At 40.8% G+C, this 4,228-nt stretch carries 3 protein-coding genes; all 3 read right to left on the minus strand.

The window, feature by feature from the left end:
- Positions 1–298: 298 nt before the first annotated feature.
- Positions 299–1,498, minus strand: coding sequence for a glycosyltransferase family 4 protein (locus tag F6K52_RS33030; protein WP_293088842.1), 1,200 nt, complete (start codon positions 1,496–1,498; stop codon positions 299–301).
- Between the two features lie 98 nt (positions 1,499–1,596).
- Positions 1,597–2,730, minus strand: a complete 1,134-nt coding sequence (locus F6K52_RS33035; protein ID WP_293088844.1) for a glycosyltransferase — start codon at positions 2,728–2,730, stop codon at positions 1,597–1,599.
- Positions 2,727–4,228, minus strand: a 1,502-nt coding sequence (locus F6K52_RS33040) for a hypothetical protein (RefSeq protein WP_293088846.1), incomplete at its 5' end; no start/stop codon positions are given. The genes F6K52_RS33040 and F6K52_RS33035, both read right to left, overlap by 4 nt.

Consider the following 4,228-nt stretch of genomic DNA (forward strand, 5'->3'; position numbering starts at 1 on the left):
TTATTAACTTACGCCTCCTTGAAACAGATTTCTAACCTCAGTGAGGAACGGTGTTGGATTCTAAAGTTCTTTGGTGCTCCTTGTCGTAAATATTATCTCCTTTGCTGATGAACCTGCGGAATGTGGGTTTAATATCAAAGATATTCACTTGGAGATGGGGAGATGGGGAGATGATAAGATGGGGATATGAAATTGATGTGTAGTCGCAATCGGCCAGAATTGCTATTATCCCCCCGAAGACCGGCAGGTGGTCAACCTTAAAGCTTCAACAAAAACTGCTTGAATTAAGCCCATCTGTTTACATAAAGTCATTGTAAACAGGCCAAAGTCCAGTGCCTAAAGGTGTCAAAATGCGATCGCTTATTGCTTCACTATACAAAGCCTCATGGAGTTCCAGAATGTTTTGTAAATCATAAGCACTCATGTGCTCCCGTCCACGTTTGCCCATAGCTAATGCGTCTTCAGGATGGTCTAATACCCAGGTCATGGCCTGAGCGATTCCCTCGATATCCCCCACCTCAACCAAAAGACCACAGTCTCCTGCCAGCAAATCCCTAGTGCCACGGATATTAGTCCCAATCACTGGTGTTTCCAGGCACAAGGACTCCATCACACTTCTAGGAAGTCCTTCTTGTTCTGAAACCAACAGTGTTGCGATGGAGGCTTGTATCAAAGTCGGAATATCCCGGCGGAAACCAAGGAAATGTACCTGAGGTTTAATGCCTAGAGCTGATGCCAAGTCTTGCATTTGTTGAGTCCACTCTTCATCTCCATCTCCTGCCAATGCCAAGTGGACATCAGATCGCTCCAAACAGGCAAATGCCCTTAAAATATCCTGATGATGCTTGCGAGGGATAAACTCAGCAACTGACAAAAATAGTGGATTTTCCGGTGCTATTCCCAGCTCATCGTACACCCCCATTACCTCAGCTACAGGAGTCGCATCAAAATTGTAGTATTCCAAATCAACACCGATTCCTGGCATATAACGAATCTGTTTTGGTGGCACGATATTATAGTGCTGAGCTGCCTCTTTATCCTCATGATTAATTACTACTAAGTAGTCAGTCCAATGTCCAGCCAATTTTTCCAATGTCAGAAACAAAGCATTTTTTAAAGGTTGCCCCCCACGATAGAAGTGAAAGCCATGAGCGGTGTAAATTATCCTGGGTTTTCCCTGCTTTATTAAACCCCTTAGAGCATAACGAGTAATAAAAGCCGCTACTGGAGTATGTACATGAACAATATCATAGTTCTTTTGAGCAATTACTTCTTGGATAGTTCGCGGAGCCAACAGTAGATTCTGTGGATCGAAGGGATTGCGTGACCACTGCACATCCCAAACCTGGTCAAAAGCTGCCAAGCATTCCTCACAAGCCGAAACTCCGTGAGCCATAGCATCGACTTGCCAGCCTTGAAACCGGAAGTGGTGAGCCAAGGGGAGCAGGAAGCCACGGAGTGTATCCGGAATAGTAGTTATTATTAAAAGTTTATTCATGATTATTTATTACTAAACACTAGTTATATTGGTTTACAATAATTAAAATCTCCCTAATTAGCTATCAGAATTAATTACTGACGCAATCAGCACTATTTTTAAGCTAAAATTAGTTCATATAAACTCTCATATTGAGCGACGACTGAGTTTATAGAAAAGGAATCAATAATTCTAGACCTTGCTGCTTTTCCTAACGTTTTCCTACCTTCATTACCCATCAAAATTAGATCTTTCCAAGCCCTAGCCAATGCTTCTGAGTTTCTTGGGGGTACCACTCGTCCCGTATTACCCACAATCCAGGCTGAATCACCCACATCTGTGACCACACAGGGAACACAACTGGACATAGCCTCTCCAATAACTAAAGGAAAGGCTTCCCCATAGGCAGAAGCCACAGTATTAATATCGAGAGCAGCAATCAGGCGAGGAATATCACTGCGTTCTCCTAGTAAGTGGATATGATTCGATAGTCCTAAGTCCTGAATCAACGAAGATAAAAAATTATTATCTTGGTCAACTTCTGTGCCAACCATAATAAAATGTACATCAGGAAATTCTTTGACTAACAATGAAGCAGCCCGAATAAAATTAGGGTGATCCTTCATGGGATGATAACGACCAATTAATCCGATTAAAACCGATGGCTCAGACAAGCCTAACTCAGAACGAAAAGCTGCTCTAGCTTCAAGGGATGGTTTAAATAAAGACGTGTCAAATCCATTAGGAATTACACAGCTGTTTTGCGAAGAATATCCCAAGGCCTCATGCTGTAATTTACTTTGATTAGATACAAAGCAAATTCCCTGGATAAATTTAGAAATAATAGCGCCACTTTTAATCAGTGATGCTGTCATTTTATTTTCAGAGGACAAGGAATAAATTGAATGATGGATGCTCCACAAAAGTGGAATTTTATGGTAATAAAAACTACTAGCTAATTTGGCAGCTATATTTCCGTGATACATCCATCCCTGAATTAGGTCAGGCTTGAGAGTATTCACCGTATTAATTAAACTAGACAATGCCTTCAGGCTTGGAACCTTTCCTGGTTCAAGACCAATGTGCTCAACAGGTATACCCAAAGATTCAATGCGATCGCCTACCGTATCACGCCCCATTAGAGAGAGTACCACTGGACTAAAGCGATTTCGGTTGATCTTAGATAGGAGATGATATAACATCAACTCCGCACCTCCTATAGAGACTCCAGTGGTAAGGTATAGTATTTTCATAATCTATAGTTTTTTTTCCAATAAACTTTGCTAACAAAAGATAGTAATAGACCCATAGCCGCAAAAAACCAAAAATTAGCGATTAGGTAAGCCTCTGGGTCACCAAAGGTAATAAAATCTATCCAGGTTACAGCTGTTAAAATATAAACAAATGGCATCCAGTATATTGTATGTAGCTGATTATTAAAAATAGTTTGTAGATAACGACCAATCCAACCAAAACTCAACGATATGATAATTAGTCCGATCCAAGACATACTATAGATACCAAAGGCCAGTATACCTGGTGGGATAGCAAACTCATTGGAGCCGATGATATTTGCTGTATTCTCAAAGGATAGGGTTTCTGGGAACTCCATATTAGTAAGACGCTCCGGTATTAAGGAAAGCACCCCATAGTAGATATCCAGAAATAGCCGCATTGGATAATGATTATTAAAAGCTGCATCTAGGGAATGAACTGGAAAGACAAAGTTCTCTACTAGTTCGATAATGCTAAAGCTTTCATTGGAACCACTGTCCAGAGATTGTCTAAAGCGTTCCACTACAGCAACATAGCCATCTGGCAAAGCGCTTAAGCTAAAAAACAGGGTTTTGCCGTGAATCAGAAACAGAGCAGCACTAGAGACAAAAGTAAGGGTAAAAGTAAAGGAAAATTTGCCAGTTTTAAGGACATAAACTAAATAAAACCCGATAATGTATCTGACAAAAGGAATACGCCCAGCTGTTAAGGTTGCTGAAATCCAAGAAGCGACTACAGATAGTAAAAACAAACTAAATAGAATGAATTTACCTTGTTTTATGTTGCTAAAAAATACCAGGGCTGCCAATAAATAAGAAGCAAAGAATGAAAAGAACATAAAATTCTTAAAAAAAACCAGGTTGCCACTTTCAACCGTGGTTGAGCGAATCAGGTGACTTTTAGCAAGGGCTACCATAACGCCACCATACTGAGAGCCATAGATTTGAATAGATAGACAAGAGAATAGCAGCAGAAAAAGAGCAAAAACAATCACAACCTTGTCACTACAGCTCTTGATAGTAATCGTTTTCCCGAATTTTTCAGCAGACTTAGAATAGAAACCAATAACAATCAGAACGTATCCCACAAATATACCAATAACTGTTTGTGGGTTGTCAGTGTATAAGGTATTTCCCCAGTTCAACTCATGCCTAGCATTCTCTAGGTTAGCTGATAAGACAAATCCTGGAAAAGCATAGACAAGAAAGAAAATCAAGTTAGCCAAGGTCAGGAAATCCAACTTACCGGTTTTTTTTCGTTTTATTTCTGTAAGGAACATACATAAGATTAGTCCCAAGTAAGCTGTGGCTAACATAAGTCTCTCTATAGCAAAGGGAACAGGGAATAGGAAATAGGGAATAGGGAGTAGGGAGTAGGGAGTCGGGAGTCGGGAGTCGGGAGTCGGGAGTCGGGAGTCGGGAGTCGGGAGTCGGGAGTCGGGAGTCGGGAGGCGGGAGTAAAGTTTGGATCCAAAAT

The sequence above is a fragment of the Moorena sp. SIO3H5 genome (genome assembly GCF_010692395.1).
Lineage (GTDB): Bacteria > Cyanobacteriota > Cyanobacteriia > Cyanobacteriales > Coleofasciculaceae > Moorena.

Coding starts and splice junctions, on each gene's coding strand:
- F6K52_RS33035 (WP_293088844.1), bottom strand. CDS start 2,730: ATGAAAATACTATACCTTACCACTGGAGTCTCTATAGGAGGTGCGGAG.
- F6K52_RS33030 (WP_293088842.1), bottom strand. CDS start 1,498: ATGAATAAACTTTTAATAATAACTACTATTCCGGATACACTCCGTGGC.